The 25,688-nt window shown below is 56.8% G+C and carries 23 protein-coding genes and 4 pseudogenes; 12 read left to right on the top strand and 15 right to left on the bottom strand.

Annotation, left to right across the window (positions count from 1 at the left end; translation table 11 throughout):
• Positions 1–701: 701 nt before the first annotated feature.
• Complete coding sequence (locus AB3X99_RS36025) at positions 702–1,292, top strand: hypothetical protein (protein WP_368619638.1); 591 nt, start codon at positions 702–704, stop codon at positions 1,290–1,292.
• Between the two features lie 483 nt (positions 1,293–1,775).
• On the opposite strand, the gene AB3X99_RS36020 is transcribed toward AB3X99_RS36025, so the two are convergent.
• Positions 1,776–2,123 carry a transcriptional regulator gene (locus AB3X99_RS36020; protein WP_069268351.1) on the bottom strand — a complete coding sequence of 116 codons (348 nt, stop codon included), beginning with the start codon at positions 2,121–2,123 and terminating at the stop codon, positions 1,776–1,778.
• A gap of 416 nt (positions 2,124–2,539) precedes the next feature.
• On the opposite strand from AB3X99_RS36020, the pseudogene AB3X99_RS36015 reads away from it, so the two are divergent.
• Positions 2,540–3,391 (top strand): annotated as a pseudogene (locus AB3X99_RS36015) (acyl-CoA dehydrogenase family protein); the annotation flags it as partial.
• Between the two features lie 46 nt (positions 3,392–3,437).
• Here AB3X99_RS36015 and AB3X99_RS36010 read toward each other — a convergent pair.
• The 9 genes and pseudogenes from AB3X99_RS36010 to AB3X99_RS35970 all read right to left on the bottom strand — a co-directional run.
• Positions 3,438–3,968: pseudogene (locus AB3X99_RS36010) on the bottom strand (sigma 54-interacting transcriptional regulator); the annotation flags it as partial.
• Positions 3,961–4,731, bottom strand: a complete 771-nt coding sequence (locus AB3X99_RS36005; protein WP_368619637.1) for an IS110 family transposase — start codon at positions 4,729–4,731, stop codon at positions 3,961–3,963. The gene AB3X99_RS36005 and the pseudogene AB3X99_RS36010, both read right to left, overlap by 8 nt.
• Before the next feature lie 115 nt (positions 4,732–4,846).
• Positions 4,847–5,332 carry a hypothetical protein gene (locus tag AB3X99_RS36000; RefSeq protein ID WP_069268286.1) on the bottom strand — a complete coding sequence of 162 codons (486 nt, stop codon included), beginning with the start codon at positions 5,330–5,332 and terminating at the stop codon, positions 4,847–4,849.
• Between the two features lie 76 nt (positions 5,333–5,408).
• Positions 5,409–5,708 carry a ferredoxin family protein gene (locus AB3X99_RS35995; protein ID WP_083245578.1) on the bottom strand — a complete coding sequence of 100 codons (300 nt, stop codon included), beginning with the start codon at positions 5,706–5,708 and terminating at the stop codon, positions 5,409–5,411.
• Positions 5,705–7,018 carry an FAD-dependent monooxygenase gene (locus tag AB3X99_RS35990; RefSeq protein ID WP_368619636.1) on the bottom strand — a complete coding sequence of 438 codons (1,314 nt, stop codon included), beginning with the start codon at positions 7,016–7,018 and terminating at the stop codon, positions 5,705–5,707. The genes AB3X99_RS35995 and AB3X99_RS35990 overlap by 4 nt, the downstream gene beginning before the upstream one ends.
• 11 nt (positions 7,019–7,029) lie before the next feature.
• Positions 7,030–8,142, bottom strand: coding sequence for an electron transfer flavoprotein subunit alpha/FixB family protein (locus tag AB3X99_RS35985; RefSeq protein WP_069268288.1), 1,113 nt, complete (start codon positions 8,140–8,142; stop codon positions 7,030–7,032).
• Positions 8,139–8,990 (bottom strand): electron transfer flavoprotein subunit beta/FixA family protein, encoded by an 852-nt coding sequence (locus AB3X99_RS35980; RefSeq protein WP_069268289.1) that lies wholly within the window; start codon positions 8,988–8,990, stop codon positions 8,139–8,141. Before AB3X99_RS35980 ends, AB3X99_RS35985 begins: the two co-directional genes overlap by 4 nt.
• Before the next feature lie 55 nt (positions 8,991–9,045).
• A pseudogene (locus AB3X99_RS35975) lies at positions 9,046–9,244 on the bottom strand (nitrogenase-stabilizing/protective protein NifW).
• Positions 9,245–9,389: 145 nt separating this feature from the next.
• Positions 9,390–10,508, bottom strand: a pseudogene (locus tag AB3X99_RS35970) (homocitrate synthase); the annotation flags it as partial.
• A 408-nt stretch (positions 10,509–10,916) separates the two neighbouring features.
• Here AB3X99_RS35970 and nifB point away from each other — a divergent pair.
• The 6 genes from nifB (at position 10,917) to AB3X99_RS35940 (ending at position 14,321) form a co-directional block, all read left to right on the top strand.
• The gene (nifB, locus tag AB3X99_RS35965; protein ID WP_368619635.1) at positions 10,917–12,518 is read left to right on the top strand and encodes a nitrogenase cofactor biosynthesis protein NifB; all 1,602 of its coding nucleotides are present in this window, start codon (positions 10,917–10,919) and stop codon (positions 12,516–12,518) included.
• Positions 12,519–12,585: 67 nt separating this feature from the next.
• Positions 12,586–12,780 (top strand): 4Fe-4S binding protein, encoded by a 195-nt coding sequence (locus AB3X99_RS35960; RefSeq protein ID WP_083245579.1) that lies wholly within the window; start codon positions 12,586–12,588, stop codon positions 12,778–12,780.
• Between the two features lie 64 nt (positions 12,781–12,844).
• Positions 12,845–13,267, top strand: a complete 423-nt coding sequence (locus tag AB3X99_RS35955) for a HesB/IscA family protein (RefSeq protein WP_368619634.1) — start codon at positions 12,845–12,847, stop codon at positions 13,265–13,267.
• Positions 13,239–13,703: a nitrogen fixation protein NifZ gene (locus AB3X99_RS35950; RefSeq protein ID WP_368619633.1), complete on the top strand. Its 465-nt coding sequence runs from the start codon at positions 13,239–13,241 to the stop codon at positions 13,701–13,703. The genes AB3X99_RS35955 and AB3X99_RS35950 overlap by 29 nt, the downstream gene beginning before the upstream one ends.
• 119 nt (positions 13,704–13,822) lie before the next feature.
• On the top strand, positions 13,823–14,041 hold the full coding sequence (gene nifT / locus AB3X99_RS35945) for a putative nitrogen fixation protein NifT (RefSeq protein WP_069268344.1): 219 nt from the start codon (positions 13,823–13,825) through the stop codon (positions 14,039–14,041).
• Position 14,042: 1 nt separating this feature from the next.
• Positions 14,043–14,321: a hypothetical protein gene (locus AB3X99_RS35940; RefSeq protein WP_069268291.1), complete on the top strand. Its 279-nt coding sequence runs from the start codon at positions 14,043–14,045 to the stop codon at positions 14,319–14,321.
• Positions 14,322–14,941: 620 nt separating this feature from the next.
• Here AB3X99_RS35940 and AB3X99_RS35935 read toward each other — a convergent pair.
• The 4 genes from AB3X99_RS35935 to AB3X99_RS35920 form a co-directional block, all read right to left on the bottom strand.
• Positions 14,942–16,540 carry a neprosin family prolyl endopeptidase gene (locus tag AB3X99_RS35935; RefSeq protein WP_368619632.1) on the bottom strand — a complete coding sequence of 533 codons (1,599 nt, stop codon included), beginning with the start codon at positions 16,538–16,540 and terminating at the stop codon, positions 14,942–14,944.
• Positions 16,537–16,779 carry a zinc ribbon domain-containing protein gene (locus AB3X99_RS35930; RefSeq protein ID WP_083245582.1) on the bottom strand — a complete coding sequence of 81 codons (243 nt, stop codon included), beginning with the start codon at positions 16,777–16,779 and terminating at the stop codon, positions 16,537–16,539. Before AB3X99_RS35930 ends, AB3X99_RS35935 begins: the two co-directional genes overlap by 4 nt.
• A gap of 12 nt (positions 16,780–16,791) precedes the next feature.
• Positions 16,792–17,373: an ankyrin repeat domain-containing protein gene (locus AB3X99_RS35925; RefSeq protein WP_069268293.1), complete on the bottom strand. Its 582-nt coding sequence runs from the start codon at positions 17,371–17,373 to the stop codon at positions 16,792–16,794.
• An 89-nt stretch (positions 17,374–17,462) separates the two neighbouring features.
• Complete coding sequence (locus AB3X99_RS35920; RefSeq protein ID WP_069268294.1) at positions 17,463–18,071, bottom strand: hypothetical protein; 609 nt, start codon at positions 18,069–18,071, stop codon at positions 17,463–17,465.
• 454 nt (positions 18,072–18,525) lie between these two features.
• Between AB3X99_RS35920 and nifH the strand changes: the two genes are divergently transcribed.
• From nifH to nifK, 3 genes are all read left to right on the top strand, one after another.
• Positions 18,526–19,407 (top strand): nitrogenase iron protein, encoded by an 882-nt coding sequence (nifH, locus tag AB3X99_RS35915; RefSeq protein WP_069268295.1) that lies wholly within the window; start codon positions 18,526–18,528, stop codon positions 19,405–19,407.
• Between the two features lie 79 nt (positions 19,408–19,486).
• On the top strand, positions 19,487–20,950 hold the full coding sequence (gene nifD, locus AB3X99_RS35910) for a nitrogenase molybdenum-iron protein alpha chain (protein WP_069268296.1): 1,464 nt from the start codon (positions 19,487–19,489) through the stop codon (positions 20,948–20,950).
• A 72-nt stretch (positions 20,951–21,022) separates the two neighbouring features.
• Positions 21,023–22,582: a nitrogenase molybdenum-iron protein subunit beta gene (gene nifK, locus AB3X99_RS35905; RefSeq protein WP_368619631.1), complete on the top strand. Its 1,560-nt coding sequence runs from the start codon at positions 21,023–21,025 to the stop codon at positions 22,580–22,582.
• Positions 22,583–23,839: 1,257 nt separating this feature from the next.
• Here the strand turns inward: nifK and AB3X99_RS35900 are convergent.
• Positions 23,840–24,217: an iron-sulfur cluster assembly accessory protein gene (locus AB3X99_RS35900; protein WP_083245583.1), complete on the bottom strand. Its 378-nt coding sequence runs from the start codon at positions 24,215–24,217 to the stop codon at positions 23,840–23,842.
• A gap of 501 nt (positions 24,218–24,718) precedes the next feature.
• Between AB3X99_RS35900 and AB3X99_RS35895 the strand changes: the two genes are divergently transcribed.
• Positions 24,719–25,219, top strand: coding sequence for an Lrp/AsnC family transcriptional regulator (locus AB3X99_RS35895; RefSeq protein WP_069268299.1), 501 nt, complete (start codon positions 24,719–24,721; stop codon positions 25,217–25,219).
• Positions 25,220–25,688: the final 469 nt, after the last annotated feature.

Here is a 25,688-nt window from a genome sequence, read left to right as displayed (position 1 = left end):
TGTGGGCACTATTGACTCATGCACGCGAGTTCCGAAGTGACTACATGGCGAGCGCGAGTGCGGCATAAACTTCGATGCACCTATAAATTGTAACGAACAGCAGGAGACTTCAGCCGATTGCACAGGCTATCAAGATGTGATGGCGAGATAGGTAAGACCGTGGTCAAGAAAATCTGATTGATCCAGTGTGCGCGAGAGCACGCCAAACTGATGAGACCTTGACCAGCAAATTCCATCAGGGACCGCCGGCGAGTGCCGTGCGAAGTCCGAATGCATGGCTGCAATCTTGACCTATAACCTGTCACAAACTGAGCGCTTGGCAAACTGGGGGCGTCCATGCATGGATCAAGGACGCGAAGAATCGCGACCGGTTCCTGATTTACAAATAGATCACCTCGGCGGGCATCGATAACAATTGCATGCCCGCGGCCAATACTTGAATAAAAGCCATTCCTGTTTGCGGGCCCACCCGCCACGATTCGGAAAGATATGAGACGCATATTCGAGTTGCTCGGTGCAGGAATTTAGTCTCATTAATGTCAGTGGGAGCAAAGCGCCCTGGCATGTCCGTATGGCGCTTCCCCGCGTCCCGGGCGCCTGATCAAGTGTGACGGACAGGGCCGCGTCGCTTCATCCCCATGGCAGACCCTTGCACGCAGCGCAGCCATTCGTTATTATTTTTATAACGAATGGAGATCAGCATGGCTACGCTGCACCCGGGCCTTCCGGAATTGAATCTGCCTTCGCGTCAGGGTGGCAGTCCGTCAGTCAGTTCATGGCTGCTGTCCTACCCGATGTTTCGCGACGCCCTGCAACGCGAGGAAACGGATTTTGTCGCACTGCCGTCGTACGTCAGGCTTCCCGTTCCGAGAAGGATGACGGAGCCGACGGATGCGTCGTCTGCCCGGTGGGCAGATCTGGGTGGGGTGCGCGTCTCCTATATCGAGCTCTGTACATCCTGTGTTGCGGACGTCGTGCGGGATCACCTGTTGGCCGGTGCAAACAAACCGGAGACTGCCAATGAAGCCGCGGACGAACTTGAAACGCTCTGTTCGATATTTCCTGCGGCCCGGGTGCCTCTTGTGGCGAGACCTCCGTGCCTGCTCAGTCCCGGCGTGGGCTTTTTCCTCGAGGGTTGGGCGCGCTTTCTCGCGTACTGGTCCCGCAATGACAGGACGATCCCGTTGCTTGCCGTCGACTGGCAGGCCCTGTATGGGCGCCTGACTGACGATCCGCCCAACGGCGCCAAAGCCGCGGCGAAAATCCGGCCATCGCTTTTCTGCATGGCGTGAGGCGACGTAACTACGTCTGGTCCGCGGCGGTGGGCGCTCCTGCAGGCGTTACATCGGGTCTGGATGTTCTGGAACCTGCTTTTGTCGAAACCAGATGCACTTGCTGGCGGCTCACCGCAGCCTCGAGACGGTAGCGGGGCCCTTTTTGTGACAGGCGCAAAAATACCGAACTGAGCTTCCCCTGGGCGTTGTTTTAAGCCACTGCCAGGTTGCCTTGGCCTCGCAAACCCGGTATGTTTACTGTTCCAAAAGTTATGACGGTTTGTGAAAACCCGAGCTTTTGGCGTGTGTTTGCGAACCCACTGCCCGATATGGTCCGTGGGTTCTTTTTTGGTTACTTCGGATCGCGAACGATTTCTGTGCGATTGGGAAGGCCGCTCGCAATCACGCAGCACGGCTGAACGGGGACAACTGCCTTGATTAGCCGATCCGGGCAGAACGCCCTCTATTGGCGGGCTCGGGATCGCGGGGTATGCCGCCGGCTCAGGTGCCCTTCGCTGCCTTCGAGAGCGCTTCGGCGAGCTTGTCGAAGTAGCGCAGCGCGGCAGGCGTGAGTTCGATCTGCTTGCGCCGGGTGTCCTCGGTGTCGGAGAGGGTGAGCCATCCTTTCTCGCGCATGGACGCGATGCGACCGTGAAGTGTCGCAGGAGAGCCCAGTTCACCGTGTCCAATCATGTCCCGGACCGACAACCGGTCCTTGTTCTGTGACGCGCGAGCCACGAACTCGAGAATCTTCTCTTCAAGCGGATCAAGCGCTGGCAGCGTGGGCAAGCCACGAATGGCTTCAGTCAGTTGCAGGAAACGAAGATAGATGTCTGCAGGTCGTTTCATTGCTTTCGCCCATACGCGATGGGTGCGCACGCCGCGAAGGCGCGGGTCAGCTATGATTGGGGAAGGAAAAGCGAATGGAACAATTATACCGTCGTGGGAAGCTTGCGCTTACATTTCTGGTCCATAGCTGGCGGCTGGCCGCACTGTCGCGAAACAGGCGGGCAGCGATGACGCCAGTGACCAGTCCGGGCATCACGAGATCGCTCAGGCATCGCTGCAAATCCAGCAGTGAATCAGCTGCATGCTGTTGCTGAACCAGCAACACGCATGCGGTTTTCCCGACCTGCGCACACCTGATCCCCGGCCAACGATTGGCATGGCTTCTGCTTTATCGGTAAGGAACGAGGCCCGAACACGGGCCACCCATCAAGCCGGTACCTGGAGCCCCTATTACCGCATTGAATCTCGCCAGCACGGTGGCACTTGCTCCCGTTCTTTCTCCCGGTACGGATTACGAGCGTCTCGCTTCACGTTTTCGACCCGTTTTCGCCCGCATCGCAGAGGGCGTGCTCGAGCGTGAGCGCGATCGCAGCCTGCCCTATGAGCAGATCGAATGGCTCAAGGCCGCCGGATTCGGCGCCGTTCGCGTGCCGGTCGAGCATGGTGGCGCGGGGGCTTCGCTGCCGCAACTGATTCAGCTGCTGATCGAACTGGCCGAGGCGGACTCGAATCTGCCGCAGGCACTGCGCGGCCACTTCGCGTTCGTCGAGGACCGGCTCAACGCGGAGCCAGGCCCGGCGCGCGACGTCTGGTTCAGGCGATTTGTCGACGGCGAACTGGTGGGAAACGCCTGGACCGAAGTCGGCAGCGTGGCGATCGGCGACGTGATCACGCGCGTGTCACGTGATGGCGCACGCTGGGTGGTGAACGGAGAGAAGTACTACAGCACGGGCAGCATCTTCGCTGACTGGATTGACGTGTTTGCGCGCCGCGACGACACGGGCGAAGACGTGATCGCGGCCGTGCGCGCGAGGCAGCCCGGCGTGACACATCACGACGACTGGGATGGCTTTGGCCAGCGCACGACGGGCAGCGGCACGACCACGTTTGTCGCCGCCGAGGTGGACGAGATCGACATCATCGATTTTTCGACGCGCTTCAAATACCAGACCGCGTTCTACCAGCTGGTGCTGCTCGCCGTGCTCGCGGGCACGGGCCGCGCCGCGCTGCGCGACATCTCGCAGGAGGTGCGTTCGCGCCGGCGCATCTTTAGTCATGGCAATGCGCCTTCGTTCGCGCAAGATCCGCAGGTCCAGCCACGAGGCGAACGTCGACGCCGAACTGGATTCCGCACGCGGCCAGAGCGCGATTGCCGAGGTCGCTGCGGAAATGCCCGGCCGCCACCGCGTGCTGCAGGTGGACATTCGTCGCCGCCACCACGCGCACGTCGATCGGAATACCGTGCTGGGATCCAAGCCGCACGACCTCGCGCTCCTGCATCACGCGCAGCAGCTTGACCTGCATCGACAGCGGCAGGTCGCCGATCTCGTCGAGGAAGAGCGTGCCGCCGTTGGCCGCCTCGAACCAGCCCGGCTTGGCGTTGAACGCCCCCGTGAAGGCGCCTTTCTCGTGGCCGAACAGTTCGCTTTCGACCAGCGTTTCAGAAAACGCGCCGCAGTTGACCGCGACAAACGGCTTGTCGCGCCGCCCGCTCAGGCTGTGGACGTGGCGCGCGATCAGTTCCTTGCCCGTGCCGGTCTCGCCGATGATCAGGATATTTGCGTCGCTGGGCGCGACCAGCTGGATCCGCTCAAGCAGTTCGATCGAGCGGGGATCGACGAAGACCTGCGCGCGTGCACGGATCGAGGCTGATGCCCAGCAGACGCGGCGTGCCGCCCTACGAATGCTGACGCGGCACCAAACCCAGCCATGCAGCAAGTTCGCGGCCGCTGCGAAAAGATCCGGCGTTGCCGATCGAGGCTGCGAGGGCCGACGCGGTAAGTGGCCCGATCCCGGGTATTGTTTCGAGAAGCCGACCGGGCGCATCCGTGCGATGGATCGCGCGGATACGACCTTTGAGCTCAGCCACCTTGCTGCCAAGTTCGCGCAAGTGCTCGACGAGCATTTGGATTAACGCCCGGAACGGCTGAGAATGTCCATCATCACGTGTGGAAGGAGCGGCCATGGCCCGTTGGCCACGCAGTTGGATACCCTGTGGCAGCACGATGCCGAATTCGCCAAGAAGCCCGCGTATTTGGTTGGCAAGTGCTGTGCGTGATTTGACTAGGCCGGCGCGTGCGCGATGCAGCGACAGCACTGTCTGTTGCGCCTGCGTCTTGAGCGGTACAAAGCGCATGTTTGGTCGCGTTATCGCCTCGCAGATTGCTTCGGCGTCGGCCGCGTCGGTCTTGTTGCTCTTTACGTAAGGCCGGACGAACTGCGGGGCGATCAGTCGAACGGTGTGTCCGAGCTTGGTGAGCTCAAGGCCCCAGTAGTGCGACGAGGCGCACGCTTCCATGCCGATTACACACGGTTCGAGCGTAGCAAAATACCGAAGTACATTCGCGCGTCTTAGCTGTTTGCGTACAACGATTTCGCCTTGCGAATTCACTGCGTGAGCCTGCATCACGCTCTTGGCCAGATCCAGTCCAACAGTCGCTATATTCATGATGAACGCTCCTTTGCCGTGAACGTCACGACTTCTCCACTTTGGCATAAACCCCTCGCTGGGTAGCGGGGGTCGTCCATCACATCAGAGCCGACGGCTGGCCTGCCGGTAGGGCTTATCGACGCCCGGACTGCGCGAGAAGGGCTTCCACCACGTTGAAGCCGACGCAGTCGGCCGGATCCAGCCGGCGCAGCTTCGCAAGGAGCCTCAGGGCAACCGCGCGTTCGCAGCGGCGAACGCTGATAAAGGCCAGCGCCTTCAGCGTGAAGAGCCAAAAGCGTGCCGGTCCAGGAATCGTGAAATCTGTGTCGCCTGGCTGTACGGCACACCAGTCAATGTCAATTGACGCTTCCCGGGCTGCAGCTGTCAAAGCCTTGGTTGCAACTTCCTTCGCCTCGCCAAGTTCGCCCCGGTTCGCGTGAAACTTGTATAGCAGATAGTAGGGTGGCAGGCAGCGCGGGTGAGAAAGAACGGCGGTCCACAATGCAGCGGTCACATCGTCCCAGCGGCCGCCACGTGTGTCCTCGATTAAGCGCAATACGGAAGGAGGCACGGCGCCGCCAAACAGATCTGCCGACTCAATGCCAGTAAGGATATTCATTGATTTGCTCCGAAGCGATAAGCCTTCTGCACCTTCCTGTGGTAGGCGGAAGCCGAAATGACGAGGTCGTTTTCGTCTATCCGAACTTGAACTGGATTCCGTGACCACCCCTCGGATACTCCCAGGAAAGGTTGTGGTGTTCCCCGCATAGAATGCGACAACTGCCGCATTCAAGGCAACCGTCGGTAATTAGTGTCACGGCGCCGTTGTTCTCATTCCGATAACAGGAAGCGGGGCAGACGAACGTACAGCTTTTATCGCTACATTCATTAATGCAGGTTTCGGGATTTCTTATTTGGACGTGTGGCCGGCCAACGTCAACGCGGTAACGGTTTTGGAATAGCTTCTCGTCGATGTTCACAGTAAGTCTGGTCATCGGAAGGCCCTCCAGAGTTTGTATGCGTCGCCCACCAGGCCTGTTAGTGAGCGACTTTTGCGGAAGCTCGCCATGACATCCACTTTCTTTGTCTGCTTGTCCACGCCGTCGACCGTAATCATTGTCCGAGCCGCTTTAGCGACTAGATCAGGATATGTCGTGAAAAACTGCGGATTGTGATGCAAGATCTTCGGCATGTCTCGGTACTTGAACAGGTCCTTCATCACGAAACTCTTGTCGAGCGCGGCCTTGTACCCGGAGAGGGCGCTAGCCCGATAGCTGTGGCCTCCGGAGGCTTTTGTGGCTATCGCGGTCTCCGCGGCGAGACGTCCTGTCGTCATGGCAAGATTAGAACCTTCGCGATGTACGGAATTGACGAAGCCACCGGAATCGCCGACGATCATCCAGCCGTTCCCGTACACTTCCGGGATTGCATTGAAGCCCCCCTCGGGGATCAGATGCGCACAGTACTCCTTCATTTCACCGCCGGCGATGAGCGGGGCGATGGACGGATGACGCTTCATTTTTTCAAGTAACACATATGGGCTTGTACGGTTCGAGTTGTTTTTGAAGTCGCTCAGCATACAGCCGACGCCGATTGTCAGCGACTCCTTGTTAGTGTACAAGAAGCCGGTTCCAGCCATGCCATCGGTGATTCGGCCGACCATCTCAATGACGACGCCTTCGTTATCGGCAACATTAAACCGCTGGCAAATTGTTTCCTCAGGCATAAAGAGAATCTCCTTCACAGCCAGCGCGACATTGCCCGCCTTGATTTCGCCGTGAAAACCTGCCTTACGCGCCAATGTCGAATTGACGCCGTCCGCGAGGACCACGATGTCCGCATAAACTTCACCGTGTTGGCGGTCGCATTGCACGCCGACAACCTGGTCTCCGTCCATTATCAGGCGATTCACGGTGGTCTCGCAGATCAGCAAAGCGCCTGCTTCACGTACTTTCGACGAAAACCACTTGTCGAACTGTGCCCGTATGATCGTGTAACGGTTATATGGGGGATTGTTGTAGTCTTCGCTGCGCGCGTGCGTGCCCACAAACGAGGTATCGTCGAGCATCCACAGGCGTTGCTCGATGATGTGGCGCTCGAGAGGGGCATCGTCACGGAAGTCCGGAATGATCTGTTCCAGTGCATTGGCGTAAAGGATCGCGCCCTGAACGTTTTTGCTTCCGGGATACTCGCCGCGTTCAATCTGAAGCACTTTCAGGCCGCCTTTCGCCATAACGTAGGCTGCGGCGTTGCCTGATGGTCCAGCTCCGACCACAATGGCGTCGAATTTGGGGGAGGTTATCATGTTTGTTTTCCTTACGAGTCTAGCCGCTGCGGTATCAGGTGCTGCTTAAAGGCCTGTGTTAGTTCCGGTAGTACGCGCATTGCGTCCCCCACAACGCCGTAGTGTGCGTAATCAAAAATCGGTGCGTTTGGGTCGGTGTTGATCGCGACGATGACGTCAGAGCTTTCCATTCCGACCCGATGCTGGATCGCACCAGAGATTCCCGCGGCGATATAAAGCTTGGGCCTGACAGTTTTGCCGGTCTGTCCGATCTGGCGTTCGGCTCGGACCCAACCCGCCTGAACGCATGGGCGGCTCGCGCCGACTTCGCCACCGAGCACCTGCGCCAGCTCGAATAGCAGCATGAAGTTCTCGCGATTCTTGAGTCCCTTGCCGCCGCTCACGATCACGTCCGCGTAGGCAAGGTTGATTTGATCACTTGTCTCGTCAGGGATGAAGTCAAGCAATTTGGTTACTATATTGGCCTCGATCATCCCGAGCGTTTCCTGCACGATCTCGCCACTGCGGCCTTGCTGCGCCGGCGGCATGGGCATGACTCGTGGACGCACAGTCGCCATCTGCGGGCGGGATTCGAGCGTCATGATCGTACAAAGCAGAGAGCCGCCGAAGGTCGGCCGCGTCGCAGCTAGTACACGCGAGGCGGGATCGATATTCAACTCAGTGCAGTCGGCTGTAAGGCCAGTCAGAAGCCGTGTTGCGACAGAGCCCGCGAGATCTCGGCCCATTGAAGTCGCACCGAGCAACAGTATCTCGGGGCAGTACTTGCTAGCCAGATCTGACAGGCCTTTCGTGAACGGTTCGTTGCGATAACCGCGCAACACCGGATCGTGGATGACATACGCTTTGTCCGCACCCAAGGTGAACGCCTCAGCGGCAAACTGCTCGAGTGGCTCTTCAGTACCACCGAGTACCGCGACAGCGACGTCGCTGCCGAGTTTATCGGCGAGCTTGCGAGCCTCACCGACCAGTTCCCACGATACGCTGTGCGCACGGCCACGATCGTGCTCGATGAAGACCCACACGCCCCGATAGTCTTTCATACGGTCGCGGAGTTCTACGTTGCAGCCGTTAGCGTGTGCGATCGGCTCGGCCGGTTTTTGTTTCCAAGCAACAAGCGAATTCATGCATTCCTCTCCGTGAGCCGCAGGTCCATCTCTAGCGTCGGATGGCGAGTAAAGATCTTACGCACAAGTTGAGCCGCCGCGTCCTGGAGACTCGACTCGTCGAATTCGATCATCTCGGTATCTTCTGCACGCGGCGTTGCGCCGAACACCTTACGTACGACGGTAGGTGAACCCTTCAGCCCGATCTTGCTGGCGTCATCGATCCCGGCCTGCTGGCGGTTCCACTTGCGCACGGGGAAGCCAGCGGCATGGATTACTCTGGGCAGTGTTGCGAAACGCAGATCGTTCGTGTTCTCAAGCATCGTGACAAGGCACGGCAACGCCGTCTCGAGTACCTGAACGCCCCCTTCAGCACGGCGTTCGGCCATGATCGTGCGTCTGCCGAGGTCGATCTCGAGGATTCTCGACACGTAGGTAAGCAGTTGGATGTCCATGCGCGTCGCGATGCCCGGGCCGACTTGGGCTGTATCACCGTCGATCGTTTGTTTGCCTGCAAAGATCATATCCACTGAGCGTTCACTCGCGATCTGGCGGATCGCGGCGGCCAACGCATAAGAAGTGGCGAGCGTGTCGGCGCCGGCGAACGACCGGTCGGTGATGAGCACGGCGTCGTCTGCACCGTAGCTGATGCATCTACGCAGTGCGTCCTCGGCCTGTGGTGGTCCCATAGAAAGTATCGTGACCCATGCGTCGAAGCGGTCTTTTAGCCGTAACGCTTCTTCTAGCGAGAAGAGATCGTAAGGATTGACGATTGCCGGCACGCCTTGCCGCATGATGGTGTTGGTCACAGGGTGAACCCGAATCTGGGCAGAATCCGGTACTTGCTTGATGCAAACGACAATATGCATTGAGATTCTCCTAATCAGACGCCGCTGGGTGCCGACTGCGACGCGCACAGGCTTTTCAGGAAGACGACATGGCGGTCGGCGGCCTTCTAAAGACTTTAAACACTCGTTGTTTAGGGGGCGCGGATACAACGAAGTCGTCGCAGGCCTTCCGCAGCAAGCCGTGATAGATCAGCCGTCGTGGAGGGCGGCGCGTCGTCCTGTTGTTCGATGTACCGAAAGAAACGTTTCATGATGTGCAGGCGGTTCAACTTCACTATCCTTTTGTCGAGGGCAATGCAAAAGAGACGCGGAAATCCTCCATAGATGAAAACGGACGAAGTCTCGGATAAGTCCTTCCATGGGTTTGCTCCTCCTAAGTCCGTTTCTCGCTATGAGCGGCCTCCAGGACGCTCTGACTCGCGTGCTCCGTACCTCACTCAAAAAGCGGCGGAGATCGATTGCGCTAGGCGCCTTCTTATGTCGCGTGGCGAAGGCGCGGATGTGCGGCGGCAGTAGCGGCACAAGCCGCTCCGATACCTTCAGGCCCGAAGCGTCATATGCGTCACGTTCGCCTTGAGACCCAGAATGGTTGCCTAGCACTGTAGACCGTTGCCGGCAGACCTCTGCAGGATCGAATCCTTCGTAGGTTGCGACGTGTTTGGAAAGGCCGTCTGTGTGAATTCCCGCTTCGTGAGTAAAAATGCCTCGACCGATGATGCTTTTTCCAAAGGAGACGGCTCGGCCCGACGCATGTTCGACCAGCAACGAAATACCGGGCGGCGCGTTAGTGTCGACGCCGGTATCTCGTCGCAGAAGATGACGTGCTCCCATCACGACTTCCTCTAGCGCCGCGTTGCCGGCTCGCTTGCCTAGACCGTTGACGGTGGTGCTGGCATGTGTTGCGCCTGCCGCAAGGGCCGTTAACGTGTTGGCTGTGGCAAGCCCGAGATCGTCGTGCGCGTGGATTTCGATCTCGAGGTCCACGGCAACGCGCAGCGCCGCAATCGCCTGGTATGTCTTAAACGGATCCAGCACGCCGACCGTGTCTGCGAAACGCAAGCGCTGAACCCCTTGCTGCTGTGCGCATTGAGCCACTTCGATGACAAAGGAAGGATCCGCGCGCGAGGCGTCTTCCATGCCGAGAGAAATGGTTGCGCGACTTCCGATTGCTATGTCGACTATGCGGTCAATTTGACGCAGAACGCACGTACGGGACTGCTGCAGCTTGTGGCGCAGATGAATATCCGAAACAGGGATGGAGAGGTGAGCGATATCGGCATTGCAACGCAATGCCGCCGCGAGGTCGCCTTCGGTGAGGCGTCCCCAAACGACTATACGAGAGTCGAGACTTAAGCCGGAAATTTCCGCTATGCACGCCATTCCCTCGTCGCCCATTGCGGGAACCCCGACTTCGAGTTCCGTCACGCCGGCCTGAGACACGGCGCTCGCGATCGCGCATTTTTTCTCGGCGCGAAATGCGACTCCTGCAGTCTGCTCATCATCGCGGAGCGTCGTGTCATTGATAATTGGAAGATGCATGTCAAGTCTCTCCAGAGGTGTCGATTGCGCCGCAAACATCGTGCCAATGGGACGTTCCGGCCGGAGTATGGTTCTGTTTGAACCTGAAAGGCATCATGTCGGGATTCGGAGTACTTGGTGTGATAAGTCGCGTCGGGAATGTGCCATTCCCAACAGTGTCGCGCTTGAATCTGGCCGATCGGGTTATCGGCGAACGCGAAAGCGGTTGCTTTGATCGCGAGTAATTCAAATGAATAAGAACTGAGACACAGCGCCAGCGTGGCTGGACTACCCATGTGTCATGGTGACGGAGCACACGGCGATGCTCTCGGCTTCAAGTATCGTCCACTCGCACATCGTGCGTTTTCGCGATGGCATGGATTTCGCTGGGAGCAATGGCACACCCACCGTTCATTGCGGAGAGATACCATGCACGACTGCGCGAATGCCGGCGCTCTGATCTTGGCCGACGGCGCCAGAGTCACACACATCATGCCATCGGTGTCGGCCGCGGATCCACTTGCCGGATACGGCCGCCCCGATTCAAATGGCGCACCAGCCGGGTCAAGTTGCTGTTCGACCGACGCACCAGAGAACATCAATGCGGAGGTGTGGGAAAGGATCAGAGATCACCCGTGTTATTCGGAGGAAGCGCATCGCCATTATGCGCGCATGCATGTCGCAGTGGCGCCCGCCTGCAATATCCAATGCAACTACTGCAACCGAAAGTATGATTGCTCGAACGAGTCGCGGCCTGGTGTGGTATCAGAGAAGCTCGCGCCGGATCAGGCCGTGAAAAAGGTGATGACCGTCGCCTCGAGGATTCCGCAATTGACTGTCGTCGGGATCGCGGGCCCGGGGGATGCACTGGCCAATCCGAACAAAACGTTCGACACCTTTCGTATGCTTCGCGAACTCGCGCCGAAAATTAAGCTATGTCTTTCGACGAACGGCCTTTCTCTGCCTGACTATGTCGACGAAATTTGCGATTACGGCATTGATCACGTGACGATCACTATCAACATGGTCGACCCTGTCATCGGCGAAAAGATCTATCCATGGATCTTTTGGGATCACAGCAGAGTCACGGGCGAAGAGGCCGCGCGAATTCTGCACGAGCGGCAGATGCTAGGGCTCGACATGTTGAGCGCGCGTGGCGTACTTACGAAGATCAACTCGGTACTCATCCCTGGCATCAATGACGAGCACCTGGTCGAAGTGAATCGTGAAGTAAAGCGGCGGGGTGCGTTTTTGCACAACATCATGCCGCTGATCTCGGATCCTACGCACGGCACGTATTTCGGTGGCCGTGGCCAGCGCGAGCCTACCGCTCGCGAGTTGAAGGCCGTGCAGGACGCCTGCATGGGCGGCGCGGCCCTAATGCGCCATTGCCGGCAATGTCGTGCAGATGCCGTAGGCCTTCTGGGCGAAGACCGCCATCACGAGTTTTCGCTTGCAAGCATCGAACACATGGACGCCGTGGACAAGCTTGATCTTGGCAGTACACGTCAACGCCGCGTGGACGCCGCAAGCGATGGAGAGCGCGAAATGAAACATAAGACACGAAGCTTGTCAGGAGCGACCCAGGTGCTAGGCGATGTCGAGGTGCGGATTGCCGTTGCGACGAAGGGAGATGGACTCGTCAACGCACATTTCGGCCACGCTTCCGAGTTCCAGATTTTCCAGGTCAGCGCCGCTGGAGCCCTCTTTGTCGCGCACCGCCGCGTGGGCGCCTATTGCCGCGGCGGCGATGGCGATGAGGATGACTTGCGGCCGATCGTACACGCGATCAACGATTGCCATGCTGTGCTGGTTGCAAAGATTGGCTTGTGCCCACGGAAGTCGCTATTAGAAGCGGGAATCGAACCCGTGGATATGTACGCCCACGAACCAATCGAAAAAGCCGCGCTTGCATGGCTCACCGATTATTGTGGCCGTCTCACGACTGGCGAAATTGACCACGCGGACCGCGGCGACGCGACAATCCCACAGATCGGGTTGACTAGGGTGGGAGAAGACGCCCCTGTTTGAGCGGCAGGTAGCGCAGTCGTCCTGACGTGCTCGGTTACACCGAAAATCATCACAAGGAGTGCATGGTATGGCCCTAAAGATCATTTCCTCCGCCTGCACTGGCTGCTCGGCTTGCGAGCCACAATGCCCAAACGTCGCCATCATCGAGAAAGGCGGCGTCTTCGCAATTGATCCGAGAAAATGTACCGTGTGCGAGGGGCAATTCGATAGTCCGCAATGCGTGGCGGCGTGCCCTGTGGACGGGTGCATCGTGCCGGCCTAGCGCTCTGTTCCGCTTGCCTTGCGCAGTGTACCCGACGATTGTTCAATTCGACGATTTTTAAATCATGTTGCCAAATTTTGCAGTGACACCCGCCGCCGAAGAGTTCCTTCACCGTATCGTGCGCTTTTCCGGTCTGCCATCCGGTGCGGGCGTTCGTATTTGTGTGAGTACTTGCGGTTGCTCCAGATACGAAGCCGGACTGAGCGCCACGGCCGATGCGCAGCCCGGTGATGAGACTACGGAGATCAATGGACTGCGGATTCTCTTGCCGGCAGAAACTCGGCTGTTGCTCGACGGCTTTACCGTCGACTTCGTCGAAACACAAGACAGGTGTGGCCTTGCATTCAAGAGTGGCAATCATGCATTTGGCGCCGCCGCGCGCGCGCGGCGGCGCAGGCGAGTTGAGCGTCTCGCGCATCGATCGGACGCCGACGTAACTCATTGCCACGGGAGGTGTCATGAAGCGTGCATCCCGGTATTTAAATGAGCTGGGCGTGAGGGACGTCGAGAGCGACGATGCAGTCGAACTTGCTTTTCCACCACGGTTCGCCGTTGGCGAGCGAGTGATTGCACGTGCCGTGATTCGTAACGACGGTACATACAACGGTAAGGCTATGGGGGAGCTGCTCGTGAGCCAGGGCGATGCCGGTTATGTCACTGCAATCGGCACGTTTCTGCAGCGGTTCTACGTCTATGCGGTTCACTTTTTCGAAGGAGACCGCCGCGTTGGAATGCGCGCGAAGGAGCTCTGCACGCTCGATCGCCTGCCGCAGGACGTGCTCGCCCAACTGGGGAGGCGCGCCGACGCGCTTCGCTGGATCGGTTCGTGGCACGCCGATATGGAGAAGGAGAACTGCGCGCAGATGCCGACGCTAAGCGCTGAGCGCATTAGCGAGCCGTTCGATGATGGTGGACTCCCTTAACTCAGCCAGTTTGTGTGGGATAAGGCGGGATCGTACTGCGCACGTGCGGCATGTCCGCCGGTTGTTGCAGCCATACGTCTGGTGGCGCGAATCGCTTAACCAACCCGGGAGATATCAACGTGAAGGTCACAATCCGAAAGGATGACAATGGCGTATTCAGGGCCTATGTTCCGAAGAAGGATGTCGAGGAGCCAATCGTCTACATCGATGGAGCGCAGCTTTGGGGTGGACGTATTACGCTTGCTAACGGCTGGGAGTTTCAGTTGCCCGAACTTGCGAGCGACACCTCGCTTCCGGTAACTGTCGAGGCGCGGCGGGTGTCAGGCGGGTGGGAATGACATGGGCCTTACTGTGGAACAGATTCATGCGATAACTGAGCTGGTTTGTACCGAACCGACGCTGCAGGAAGCCGCGGTAATTTGGCGAAAGCGCTATCCCGATGTGCGTATCATTCGGATCACCGCAGTCGAGCTAAGCGATGAGAAGCCCTTCCTCGAGTTCCGTGGTCGCCGGGTCTATCTAGCGACATGGACCGGCTTTTGCATTAATGTGACCACGGAGGCAGCGCAAGCGGATATGCTAATATTGGCAGAAGAGGCGTTTTGCGATGGCGACTGAAGAATTCGCACTTTGCGAGCTTGCATACCACACTACGGCGATCTAGTGTTTTCCCGGGCTTTTGAGTCGTTGGAGCGGTGGTCCGACGCTCGATTCGTTCGAGCTTACGGTCGCTCGGCGCAGCGATGCCGTTGTCGCGGTGAATCGACGCTCGGCAGCTCGATGACCCTGCGTGTGCTGGGCATCGGGCTGGGTGACGCAATTACCAGCGCACCCTGCACATCTCATCCCATAGATTGCACATGGATTATCTTGGCCGGCTTAGGGCCTCGCATGTATTTGCCGATATCAACTGCCTCGACGTGAGGAGGACAGTGCAGAATATCGGTGAGCGGACGTACGCAATTAGTCAGTGACGGCGAACGCTTGGCCTACGAATTGCAATACCGGTTTTCGGTCACGGGAAGGTGGGTTGACCGTCGGTGTCTCGCGGTTTTCGTGTGCCGTTTAAGGCTGGCTCCGGGTCAGCTCGCCGCCTCGTTCGGCATCGCGCACGTAGGATGCCTCGATGAACCAACTGCCAAACGCAACATGTGGAAACCTCGCTAGCGCGAGGCGTCGGGATGTTAGGCGGGGCTATGCATCATAGAACAATAGGAATCACGCGCTCTATGCCGTCTTCACCTGCACTGTGTTCCGCCTGGGCCGCCAACGAAGACGTATCGGGTCCACCAACTTGGATTGTGGTTATCGGCGGAAATATAACCGCCATCTCCGTTGCTGAATGGACCGGCCGCGTGGTAGCAGGTCGATCGCACCGACAAGTGCGGATCATCCCAGGCAGCAGTGTCAGCGAGGTTGTAGTAGTAGAGGTTGCGCTGATAAGCTGCGTGGCCATATAGTGGGCTGTCCCAATTACCACTACCGGCGCCTGGCCAAGACGTAAGCCCAGTTGTTTCTGTACCAAACGAAATCAAGGTCGCGTTATGACTGTTCTGTCCGCCTTGATAGAACTCCGCGGGGTAGTAACCAATCGCCACGCCGTCACGAAAGAGCCACCAGTTCCCGTGTGCGTCGCGATGATATCCGGCACTGAACTCGTGCTGTTGACCGCCGGGAGAACTGATGTCAACTAACGCGCCCCCGAGTACCGCTTTCTCCGAAACCTGCACGAAATCCCCGCAGCTGTTGTTCCAGCATCCGGTGTTCACGTAGTTATCGGCGGTGCTGTAGATGAAGAAGTGCGGCAGATTGTCCCCAAACTTGGAAGGCGAGACTACCCAGCCAGTCTCTTCTGACTGTAAAGGGTTTGCACCGCCGGCTCTGTCTCCACCAATAATCCAGATCTGGGACAAACTAAAGAACTGACCCGCCGCAGCATCCACTTTCGGATTCCAGACATTGAACGTGACGTTGCCCCCGAGATTCTCGACGTTTTGCTCGAATGTCGCATATTTGTGTGTATAGGTATCCGCGGAGAGTAATTGACTCGCGATAAAGGGTGCATTCGCTGATTCGCTGCTTGACGGGAGCCTGGTCATCGGTGGAGGCGCCTTTCTGTGATATGCATCTACTGTCGGAAATCGACTAAGCTCTTCCAGTGTGACTCTATTCAAGGGGACGCTGCCCGTACCACAGCTTGGCGTATTCACGCCGTTTTGCAACTGTTCCGACGACCCTACCGATCGGCTGGATAAGTCACCGTTGAGGTTTGTCGCTGACGCTAACTGTGGAGGTGTTGCGATTTTCCTTATTTGATATCTCCGGACAGCAGGTTGCTCCATCACCGGAACGCAGTCATAGGTTTGGCCGTTCGCAATAAAGCTCCCTGAGACGTGTACTCCGTTGTAACGTTCAATAATCGCTTGGCGCATCACTTCGAAAGCAGACGGATCATTGACTTTGTAGGTGCGCGATATTGGAGGCTGATTGTCTGACTCAAGATGCGCCCCGGACCCTCGCCAAGGGTGGCCAATAAAATCCTGAGCGGCGGCAGCTTTCGTGTCAGCCATGAATCTGTCAAATGATTCCATATGGGAATCCATGCTCTGCGAGTATGCGGGCATTGTCCATGTTGATATCCCGATCAGGAACGCAGAAGAGACATATTGAATTGTGTTTGCAAGTCTACCGAGTTGTTTCCCGTTGCGAGGATTTACAACGAGGAATTCTTGTGCACAGAGGTAAATAGACTGCGGCGACATATGATTTTCCTTGGACTTAACTTTTTTGCAAGCCAGATATGGAATGACAGGCGCCGGCTCATTGTGGCGTTTCAAGGTCGATTCAATAATTGCATGCGCTCAGCCGCGGAATAATTGCTCAAATGCCCTTCACGAGCGGCCTGGCGGCGTGCTGCCGTAATGAGTGCCTTGTTGCGTGGAGGGGCGGACGGTGCGCTGACCTGCTTATCCATCGCATTACTGCTACAGCGCGGACAAGACGCCAACGAATTGGTGCGTACAAGTGTCTCGAACCGAAAATTGCAGTTGCGGCATACATAGTCGTAAAGCGGCATGAGAAGTTTTCCTCAATGGGCAAGGTTGTGCGACGGAGCATCATCGGCGAAACGCGACGATTCGCACATGCCGTTTTTGAGTCGGTCTACCGTTAGCAGCAGCTGTAGTCCAAAATCCGTGGCCATGTCGAAAGCGGTTCGCCCATCTGGCGCGACCAAGCTGTTACTCGCACCAAGGGATATTAGCAACCACATGACGTCGACTCTGCCGTTGGCGGCTGCCTGCATCAGGTATGTGACGTCGTGCGCATTGGCATGATCGACATTAAGACCGGCACTGATCAACCGTAGAATCGGTCCGGGCGTTCCGCATAGACATGCGTACCATAGCGCATCGTTTCCGTTGTCGTCGAGCGCACTGACGGGTGCACCTTCGTCGAGCAACGCGGCGACGATACGGTCTTCCCCATGCATCGCTGCGAGCATCAGCGGCGTTATTCCGTCAACGCTGCAGGAATGGGCATCCGGAAAGTCGTGTGCCGACAGCCATCTAGCGACTGACGAACGTGCACGAGCTTGCAGACCCTCATCAGCGTGCGGGAGGCTTTGAGCGTTCCCTTTTCGACGTGCGGCATCATCGATTAGCAGTGCCATGGAAATTCTCCAGTTAGATTACGTGAGCGTTGTGATAGCTTGTGTGCATGGTGGATTCTTCATGAGGAAGCACCGCTGCGGAATGCAACCTAGACCGGTCTGTTTTCGTTAGGATCACGGACTGGGCCCATCAGTTCGAGTCCATGCGCGTAACTGATGGGATCGAAACACAAGTCGAACTTCGACCCGGCGTCGGCGACGGCGTCGAGTTTTCCCGCTGTGTCCTTTTTCTTCAGCTCTGCCTTGTCGAGATACAGGAGCTCAAGTATTTCGTTGTAGACCGTCGATTCCACGATAGGGAGGACATAGAATACTGCGCCCTGATAGTGCGCCTGATAGCGGCTCGAGAGATCGATGTTGTCGCAGAACAGAAAGTACTTTCCGTTGGGCGAGAGTGCGTCTCCCAACACTTCGGCGACGTCTTTCAGATGTTCGAAGCTCAATAACCACCCCGCGAAAAATATGAGATGCGGGTTGCCGACGTCGGCCACTGCCATGACCTGCTCGCAAGACAGCTCTGGCGGGCGCGCTTCATCAGCGAGTTGCGGTCCGAAGCGCAGCGCGAGTTCGCCGCGAAAACCGATGCGCCGAGGTGTACTGGTGGGACCCTTGAACACTGCATTGAGTAAACGGCCCTCGAGTTGCAAGCGGGCGAAAACGGTCTGGTCAAGTTCCTTGTCAATAGTCATATCGTTCATTAGGTTCTCCTCTTAAGTTTGAATAACTTGTGAATTGGCAGTGACAGTTCGCAATCGGTCAAGAAGGATGGAGTTTCACTTGCAACTTTCGTACCACCACATCCCTCCCTCCCTCCCTTTCTGGCCCACTGCCATTGAGCGAGGTGGGCCGAAAATGGTGGTGAAAATCTGGTTTGCGACAACAACGCACGATTTGTCAGGAAGCCGACGCTGCGAACGTCGGTAGGCGCCATGCCGACATGTTTTCTCAAAGCGCGATGTGCATGGCATTTCAACGATTCTGGAGTGTTGGCATAGAAACTGCACTATAGCGATCCGCGCGGACACCATCCGGCCAATGCGTGACTCCACAGAAGAAGATCATATGGACACTGCACGCTGAGGACATGATCGCGGCTTTGCAGCCTTGATTGGCAACCTTGGTTTAATCCTTCTATCTCAATGGAGTACCACGATGGCTCAACTTCGGCAGATCGCATTCTACGGAAAGGGCGGGATTGGAAAATCGACCACGTCGCAAAACACGCTCGCGGCGCTCAGCGACCTTGGGCAAAAGATCCTCATTGTCGGCTGCGATCCGAAGGCAGACTCGACACGGCTGATACTGCACGCGAAGGCGCAGGACACAATTCTCTCTCTCGCGGCGGAAGCCGGCTCTGTGGAGGACCTCGAACTCGAGGATGTCATGAAGATTGGCTACAAAGACATACGCTGTGTGGAGTCGGGCGGTCCCGAGCCGGGTGTCGGCTGCGCGGGTCGCGGTGTGATTACGTCGATCAATTTCCTGGAGGAGAATGGCGCCTACGACGGAGTGGACTACGTCTCATACGATGTGCTGGGCGACGTGGTGTGCGGAGGCTTTGCAATGCCAATTCGCGAGAACAAGGCACAGGAGATTTATATCGTGATGTCAGGCGAGATGATGGCTATGTACGCTGCGAACAATATCTCAAAAGGGATTCTCAAGTATGCCAACAGCGGTGGTGTGCGTTTGGGCGGCCTCATTTGCAACGAGCGCAAGACCGACAAGGAACTCGAGCTTGCGGAATCGCTCGCAGCGATGCTCGGCACACGTCTGATCCACTTCGTGCCGCGCGACAACGTCGTGCAACATGCGGAACTACGCCGCATGACTGTGATCGAGTACGCGCCAGAGAGCGCACAGGCCGGCCAGTATCGTGCGCTTGCAGAGAAGGTGCATAACAACGCCGGCAATGGCGTGATCCCAACGCCGATCACGATGGACGAACTCGAAGATCTCCTGATGGAAAAAGGAATCATGTCGCAGGTCGATGAGGCGAAGGTTGGCAAGACAGCGGCTGAGCTGACCGCTTGACGGCTGCGGGGATGACGGTTGCCGTGCGGCGTACGGCAACCGATCCCGGCGATCCCATTTCTCCACTTATGGATATGTAATGACCGAAACGGTTGAAGAACGTAAGGCCGCTCACAAGGCTCTCATTGACGAAGTGCTGCGAGCTTACCCGGAGAAGATGGCCAAGCGGCGGGCCAAGCATTTATGCACTTTCGAGCAGGGTAAGCCGGACTGTGGGGTGAAGTCCAACATTAAGTCGCTGCCTGGTGTGATGACGATTCGCGGCTGCGCATATGCCGGTTCGAAGGGCGTGGTCTGGGGGCCGATCAAGGACATGATTCACATCAGTCACGGACCAGTCGGCTGCGGCCAGTATTCGTGGGGTTCGCGCCGCAATTATTATGTCGGAACAACCGGAGTCGATACGTTTGTCACAATGCAATTTACTTCTGACTTTCAGGAGAAGGACATTGTGTTCGGTGGCGACAAGAAACTCGACAAAATCGTCGATGAGATTCAGGAGCTGTTTCCGCTCAACAGAGGCATATCAGTTCAAACCGAATGCCCGATCGGTCTGATCGGCGATGACATCGAGGCAGTTTCGAAGAAGAAGAGCGCACAGTATGGCGGGCACACAATCGTACCCGTACGCTGCGAGGGATTTCGCGGCGTATCGCAGTCGCTTGGGCATCATCTCGCAAACGATGCGATTCGCGATTGCGTGTTCGACCGTGTCGATCCGAATAAATATTCCGCGCTCGAGTCAACTCCGTACGACGTTGCGATCATCGGTGACTACAATATCGGTGGCGACGCATGGTCAAGCCGCATTCTCCTTGAGGAGATGGGTTTGCGCGTTATTGCGCAGTGGTCGGGCGACGGCACGCTCGCTGAACTGGAGAATACGCCGCGCTCAAAGCTTAACCTGCTCCACTGCTACCGGTCAATGAATTACATAAGCCGGCATATGGAAGAGAAGTATGGTGTCCCTTGGCTCGAATACAACTTTTTTGGTCCCACAATGATTGAAAGGAGCTTGAGAGAGATTGCGAGCCGATTTGACGACACGATCAAGACCAAGGCCGAGAAAGTGATCGCCAAATACCGTCTGCTCACGGATGCGGTAATCGCGAGATATAAGCCACGCCTCGAGGGTAAGAAAGTGATGCTTTTTGTAGGCGGCCTTCGCCCGCGCCACGTCATCGGGGCGTACGAAGACCTCGGCATGGAAGTCATTGGCACAGGCTACGAGTTTGCCCACAACGATGACTATCAGCGCACTACGCATCACATTCACGACGGCACGCTAATTTACGACGACGTGACCGGCTACGAATTCGAGCGGTTCGTCGAATGCATGCGGCCGGACCTCGTAGGTTCAGGAATCAAGGAAAAGTACGTCTTTCAGAAGATGGGTGTTCCTTTCCGCCAGATGCACAGTTGGGATTATTCAGGACCGTACCACGGCTACGACGGATTCGCGATCTTTGCGCGCGACATGGACATGGCAATTTCGAGTCCTGTCTGGAATCTCTCCAAGTCACCTTGGAAAAAGGCAGCGTGAGCCAGGTGGCCCCGTTGGCGGTACGGCCGTGTCGCCGGACGGCTCTTCAGGAAATCGATTCAGGAGCGAGTCATGCCCCAATCAAGCGACAAAATTCTCGATCACGAACTGCTCTTTCGCGAGCCGGAATATCAGGAGCTTTTGCGAAACAAGAAGCAACATTTTGAGTTTAACCATCCTGATGAGGCGGTGAGAGAGGTTGCCGAATGGACAAAGACTGAAGACTACAAGCAGAAAAACTTCGCGCGCGACTCGCTAACCATCAATCCAGCGAAGGCCTGCCAGCCTCTGGGGGCGGTATTTGTGGCAAACGGCTTTCATAAGACACTGCCGTTCGTGCACGGCTCTCAGGGCTGCGTGGCCTATTATCGCTCACACTTTTCGCGGCACTTCAAGGAGCCGACGTCGTGCGTGAGTTCGTCAATGACCGAAGACGCGGCGGTTTTCGGGGGTCTCAATAATATGATCGACGGTCTGGCGAATGCATACAACCTTTATAAGCCCGAGATGATCGCCGTATCGACGACCTGCATGGCAGAGGTCATCGGTGACGACCTCGATGCATTCATCAAGAATAGTAAGCAGAAGGGAAGCGTTCCGCAAGACTACGACGTGCCGTTCGCTCACACGCCCGCGTTTGTCGGCAGTCATGTGACGGGTTACGACAACGCTCTACTGGGCATTCTCAAACACTTCTGGGACGGCAAGACCGGTACCGCAACACCACTCATACGTGTGCAGGACGAGAGTGTAAACTTTATCGGTGGCTTTGACGGTTTCGTGGTGGGCAACATCAAGGAGGTTCGACGTATCTTCGATCTGTTCGGCGTGAACGTCAACATCATCTGCGATCCTTCCGACACATGGAACACACCAACGGATGGCGAATTCCGCATGTACGAGGGTGGGACCACGAAGGAAGAAGTTGAACGTGCCCTGAATGCGAAAGCAACGTTCATTTTTCAAGAATATTGCTGCGAAAAGACGGCGAAGTATATCGCGGAACACGGCCAAGAGGTAATTGTGCTTAATTCGCCAGTCGGCGTTTCTGGTACCGACCATTTCCTCATGGAGATATCGCGTGTCACGGGCCGACCGATTCCGCCTGAACTGGAAAGGGAGCGGGGGCAACTCGTTGATGCAATGGCGGACAGTCAGGCTATTCTCCATGGCAAACGCTATGCGCTCTACGGCGATCCCGATCAGATGCTAGGTTACACGCAATTCCTGCTCGAGCTCGGTGCAGAGCCGGTGCATATTGTGTCGACAAACGGTAACGACGGCTGGGCCGAGAAGGTCAAGGCGTTGTTGGACGCGTCGCCATACGGTGCGGGATGCAGCGCCTATCCGAAGCGCGATCTCTGGCATCTGCGCTCGCTGCTATTTACCGAACCAGTCGATTTCCTGATCGGCAACACTCATGGGAAATACTTGGAGCGTGATACGCGAACACCGCTAGTGCGACTCGTGTTTCCTATTTTTGACCGGCACCACTATCACCGTTTCCCGACGTGGGGATATGAGGGAGGATTGCGCGTTCTATTGGCACTACTTGACGAATTCTTCGAAAAGCTCGATGCAAGTACAATCGACATTGCAAAGACTGATTACAGTTATGACATTGTTCGCTGATGACAGAATGATTGTTGCCTAGACTTGGTTTGCCCAGGCCCTCGACGTGGGCGATCGTGCGCGGCCGCTCGGCGGATCGCGGTCCGCACGATTTTTTACTAGTTGTCCACAGCACGCGGGTATGGCCGCGCTCCGTAGTCCGATTAGCAACTATCCTCTAAAAGCCCCTGCTGGAAGTTGTAAATCTCGATGAATTGACTTGATGCAATGAAAGAGGGCAGGGGAAGTAAGCCCTGCTGGTGTAGAGCGGGATTCGCGCGCTCATCTTCTCCGAGGAGCACGCAAACGGACGCGTCTGACACAGCCCTCCGTGGACGAATACGACGCTAGGTGTCCGCCTGGACATGGTTCTTGAGCTGGGCGAGAAGAACTGGAAGCTCCGCCCGTTCGCCACGTCGATCCCGATCAATTTGATCGCCGTGAAGTTTGTTGCGATTTCGAACCGTCGTCCAGGACTGAGGTGCAGCTGCCTATTTCCGGCGAGTTGAGCGGCCGTTTTGGTGAAGTCGACCAGGCTAGGGGGAGTGCGGCGTAGAGTTCAATTCTACCGCGACTGTTCGAGATCGGACTAGGCGCGTCATTCTTGCACATCGAATCGCCTCTTCGCTGCAAGCTTGGGTGCTCAATGGATGCTCAATTCGTATCGGGAAGCGTGGGCGATTTGAGCCGGGCGCGCCAGTGCTTGGGGGAAATTGGTTGGTAATGATCGAGTACCGCGTGCCGGCGTGATTGTCGCTTCAATACCTCAAATAGCCGGGCGAAGCCCACGTAAAGCACGGAAAGGCACGTGTCGGCAAGTCTGCTGGCCGAAGGCGCAGGCAAGCAGTCTTTTCCGGCGCCAGTGGCCCTGTCAGGATCAGGTTCTGTGCATTGCGGATCCAATCAAAGCTGGCGAGCGACGAGACCCTTGTCGAGTCCGCGGCTCTTGCCGACAGCGTCTGGCATCGAGATTGAACCCGGTACGCGTGTGCGCGCCACGGTATGGCGTCAATCCAGCGCAGTTGCGACTGGTGCTCCGCAGGCTGATGCCAGCATGATTGCTTGCCCAGCGGTACTCACATATGGCTGGGCAACGGGTGTTAGGTGACTGAATGAACCCGTAAGTGCGTTCATTCTGGTACTGTTGATACCAGCGCGCAAACCAACCTAGGCTTGCACGACTCTCATTGCATTCGGTGGTCCGCGCGTCGCCGATTCACCATCTTGTTCTGCATCGAGACCACGTGCAAGCGGGATAAATATCAGGCTGCTACGATGTTAGCGCGGACATGAGGAAAATGATTCACTTCGGCCGCAGGATGTTGATGCGATCGGACTTTCAATCACGAAGCGCGGAAGCGGGGTATCTTCCTCATAGTCGATCTGCGTGCCGATAAAATAACGTAGGTTAGTCTCGTCCACGAACACAGTGAGGCCCTGTGTAAGCACCTTCGTGTCGGAATCGCTTACGGAGTCAACCAGGACAATAAAATATTCCGGCTGTCTTCCCGCATGAAATTCGGCACGCAGTCGAATATAAAGCGGCGCTTCGTGGCTCTGCGCGACAAGCTCGGCGGCTTCTTTTGCTGCTCGGGCCGTGAACGTAAAAAATTCACACGCGGGTTCTGTCGATATGCTTGATCGTTGGGAGATCATAGATTTTCCTGGAAAATTAATAGAGAACTATATCCGTCTCTACAATGTGAATCTGCACGAGGAAGGAAAGCAAGTACTGCGCCACATCGCTCGCAATACTATCGCTCAGATACGGAATTAGATTGCTGAGGTGAGTGTGCAAGAGTGAAGCAATGCGCGGAACGGCAAGGTGCAGATCTCCTTGCGCCATAGCAAACAAGTGAGCGAGATCCGGGGCGCGAGCCTTGCGACTCATCGCGAGTCGATACACGTCCTCTTTAACCAGTTGAAGTTTGCGATCTTGGACGTCTACATTCGACGTTAAACTAAGTTTATCCTATACACAGAGAAACTAGCGCCACGCTCGGGAAACGCAGGCGGAACAACGGCGCGAAGTTAGCAGAAATAGAATGGTTGGCGCAGGCGACTCTCGCTTGGGGAGAGCGAGTTGCACGGATAACGCATGAAACAACGATACATTTTTCGGATGACATCTAATTCTTCGGATGGGAGATGAGTGAAATGAAATTGATAGAGCATCCAGTCGTGGCCCAGAAGGGCATAGCCGTCTTGGATTCCGTAGACCGCGCGATCCTCAGACACTTGCAGCAAGACGCCTCGCTATCGATTGTCAGCCTTGCAGCGAAAGTGAAACGCAGTGCTCCTGCGTGCCTGCGGCGTGTGGAACGACTCAAGGAGACGGGACTGATACGAAGAGTCGTCGCACTGCTCGACGCGAAGGCTCTAGGCGCGGGCATGTTCGCCGTAATCGGGATCGTGCTGGACGGCTCGACGCCCGAGGCGTTTGCCTCATTCGAGAAAGCGGCGCAGAAGGTGTCTGGCTGCGTAGCGTGCCACGCAGTGAGCGGGAGGTTTGACTATATCTTGCTCGTTCGAGCGCGCGGCAACGAAAGCTTCAACCGGTTGCATGCTGCACAAGCGTTGCAACTGCCGGGAGTACGGGAACTGCATAGCTTCAAGGTGTTAAAGGAAGTCTTATCGACGCAGGCGATACCGCTGTAACCGCAAACGCTTGGAAAGGTAGTCTTGACCTGTGTCACTCATCAGACAGGTTCTAGTCGTAACCAAACGACACGCTTCGAATCGCCCCGCTGGCTTTCGCAGACCAAACTCGTGACGGATAAACTATTGACCTATCCGGCGACCAAGTCCGTTCTTAGTGGCCCGAGCAGACTGAGTTGCGCCAGCAACGTCCCAACTCATGTTCAGTAAAGTTTCGCCGGCAACCGAAGCGGATGCGCTTCGCGCAACGCGCCACGCTGTCACAATCCAGACAATCCCGACGATTCAGACAAAGGCAACGTGAGACCGGCCCCCCCTGTTACGGTGATCGGGAATGGCGATGCATGCCACAACACCTTCCAGGTTTAGGTGGGACAGGCACGGACCTTGCGTGCCGTCGGCCGCTAAGTTAGAAGGCGCAGACAAGTTAATACCTTTCGTCAATTTGAAAGCGCTTAACGATGGCATA

It is taken from the genome of Paraburkholderia sp. BR10882, assembly GCF_040948855.1.
In the GTDB taxonomy this organism is placed as follows: domain Bacteria; phylum Pseudomonadota; class Gammaproteobacteria; order Burkholderiales; family Burkholderiaceae; genus Paraburkholderia; species Paraburkholderia nodosa_A.
This window is presented reverse-complemented; position numbering and strand designations above follow the sequence as displayed.